Genomic DNA, 3,172 nt, shown 5'->3' with positions numbered 1-3,172 from the left:
AAATTAAGAAAACCATCTCTTAATTTTTATACCAACGTGTCCAAATTAGGCTGAAGATTTACAGCCCGGCTTGCCGGGCGTTCTTGTTATTTATTTGTTTTTAAATATTTCATTTCTGGAACAGCAGGGGAATACATTTCATCGTCCCTTAACAAAAGACAGAATGAATACGATTCATGTCTATGTCGAGAATCTTCTTCAAATTCATCATCATACTGTCCCTCTTTGGTATAGATAAATACAGTGTCATTTCTCATAAAATATCTACCGAACACAGTCTCATCCACTTCGCAGCTATATAAATTTACACTACTATCATTTTCGAAAGCAATATAATTTAAACAGTTTTCACTAATCTTACATTCCCATTTTGTTTGAGATAACTGAGATGCAGAAGAACAACTCAGAAAAACAAAAAATATTAATGATATAAAATAGATTCTACCCATGTTATTTCCTCCTTCTTAAATAATACTTACCACTAAAGGATTTGTCTACATTTTTCATAAAATTTAAATACAGTGGCAAGCTATTTTGCTTATTAGGTCCTGTTTGACAACCTTCTGTGATAAAACCTTTTTTACCATTAGGCTTTTGATACCATAACCTCTCTCTTCCTACATTGCCTTTATGAAAAAAGATTTCATCCATAACATGCTCCGAGGTTGGCTTTAGTGTTCCATCAGCGTTATAATTATCTGGATTATTTGGATTTCCATTAGTAGTTGGCAAATCTCCACCCTTACCTATAAGCAAGGCAGGTTTTCCTTTATATTCAGCATAATCAGCGTCATAAATCCCTTCAGCTAGTGTTCCAAACTTTTCAATATCCCCAGGAACTGTATTGCCTTCAATAGTAGCTGAAGCCCCTTCTGTATTTGATTCAAGATAAAGACTAAATGTGGCAGAATTAACATCCTCATTTCCATCAGCATCTCTGTTGTGTGTACCAACTAAAACATTTTTACCTAAACTTTGGTAAGTCTGGTCTCCAATAGTTAATTCACCTTCTTGGTCATGCCAGGTAATTGTCCCATTAACATCATACCAGTCTTCTCCATTGGGGTCAATAAAAATCATTGGATTGTTAACGACATAATTGTAAGGTGAAAATGAGAAATTGTGTTCAGCATCTGCCATCGGGTCAACCGAGTGCCAGCGTCCCAACTGCGGGTCATAAAATCGTGCTCCATAATCATAATACCCCAAATCAAAATCATTCTCCAGCTCTTTTCCGTTGTATTGATATTTGTTCGTACTGGATCCCGAACTAAGTGAACTCATCTCCATACCAAACGGATAATAATGTCTTTCCTGTACAAGTACTCCTGCGTCATCAATTACTGCTCTTACGTTTCCAAGGTGGTCTTTCAGGTTATACTCGTAATCCCAACTACTGCCATTTTTAACAGCCCTTCCTTCAGGTGTAATAATATATTTTAAAGAACGCGTTCCGCTGTTGGTTTCGTAAACAAATATACCACAATAGTCCATTTTTGTAATAGTACCGCTGTTTTCTACCGTTTTGCGTAGCTTCTCACCATCAAAAGTATAAAAATAATTTACGTACTTGTTTTGCCCCGACCAGTTTATCTCGCGAGGTAAGTTTAACAAATTATAATCGGTAATGGTTAGTTTATGGTTTTCGTGTGTAACATTGCCGTTAGCATCGTAAGCAAAAGACTGGGCCGTAGAGCTACCCGGGTAATCAACCGTCGACGAAGCATCTCCAGAAAGGTCTTTAATTGTAGAAATTTGATTTCCGGTGTAGGTAATGTCTATTTGGTCAATATAAGTTCCGGAACCGTTTCTACGGTTTATATCTTCCAGATTACCGTTATTATCGTACCCATAGCTGGCATCCAATGCATACGTGCTATACGAACTATTATAAAAATCGGCATTGGTAAGTCTGTTACTACCATCGTATGTAAAACGGTAAAGCATATTCGTATTGGACGGTGTTCCCCAATTTATACCCGAGATATTTCCGTTATACATTGCACTACCTCCACTTGGTGACGAATTGTAATATAGTTGCATTCCAAATTTATCGTTTTCGGTAAAACTTGTTGGACTATTAATTTGGATTAACCAACCCCGTATATTATAGCTGTAATCCATACGCTGTAAAAAGGTGCCATTACTAACCGAATGCAGGTATTTATCCACTAATGATCCAGCCTCGTTGTAGTTGTTTCCGGTAAGCAAAACTTCAGTTCCCCCGTTTATACGGTGTCGTACTTTCATAACTCGTCCACGATGATCGTAGTCAGTATATTGGTCGACATAAGTTGTAGTACCATCTGCGGTGTGACGGTAACGGCTTTGTTCAACCAATCCGGCAAAATTATAGGCATTTGTAATATAGTCTTTGCCCATTAGGTGGTTGTCTTTCGCTGTTTGAATCAACCGCCCGTATTTGTCGTAATAGTAGGTGTTTGTAATCCAGGTATCCATTCCGCTTTCGTAATCTAAAAGGATGGTCTTTTCCATGGTTAAACGTCCGGTATTATCGGAAGCCTGGCTTTCTCCCAAAGTACCTGCATCAGAACCAAGAGCAATTTCATCACTCATGCTATAATCGTCATACGACAAATATTTATAGGCAACACGACTGGTTCTTCCCTCCATATAATCGATATTGCTTTCAACAGCATTTGCCAAAGTTTCGCGAGATGAGGTACTGCTCCAAATTCCTTGTTCTGTGGGTCGGTTTAACCCATCGTAAATTGTGTATTGCCATTTATCATCTGCATTTAAGTTTCCATCCTGAATAAGTACCACTCGGTTGCGGTCATCGTAAACAAAATACTCCCACCCTTTTCCCGGAATCCACTTTTCAACCATCCGGTTTTTATCGTCGTATTTATATAAAAAACAGGAACTGGTTGATGCCGGCGATGATCCTTTGGGTTGAACAACGGCACGTAACAAACCATGTTCGTCGTAACAATAAGCTGTTCTTAGCCCGTTAATTTCAGTTTGTACCAGTTTGCCTTCAAAGTCGGTGTATTGCTTGCTTACCTTTCCGTCTTCATCGGTAGTTTCGGTCAAAAATAAACTTTCAGCCGGAAATGAAACAGATGAATAACTACTACCAGTATAGCGCCATGAAGAGATGGCAGTAGAGTTGGTTTTATAGTTTACGATTACAGGATTATTATCTAAT

Annotated in this window: 1 protein-coding gene; it reads right to left on the bottom strand. The window is 38.2% G+C overall.

What is annotated here, in order from left to right; all coding sequences use genetic code 11:
- Nucleotides 1–450: 450 nt before the first annotated feature.
- Nucleotides 451–3,172 (bottom strand): RHS repeat domain-containing protein (locus SLH46_RS21560; protein ID WP_320283296.1); only part of this gene is annotated, 2,722 nt, incomplete at its 5' end.

Source organism: Draconibacterium sp. IB214405 (assembly GCF_033963885.1).
Taxonomy (GTDB): domain Bacteria; phylum Bacteroidota; class Bacteroidia; order Bacteroidales; family Prolixibacteraceae; genus Draconibacterium.
The sequence above is the reverse complement of the archived record's forward strand: the minus strand, read 5'-3'. Positions and strand labels throughout refer to the sequence as shown.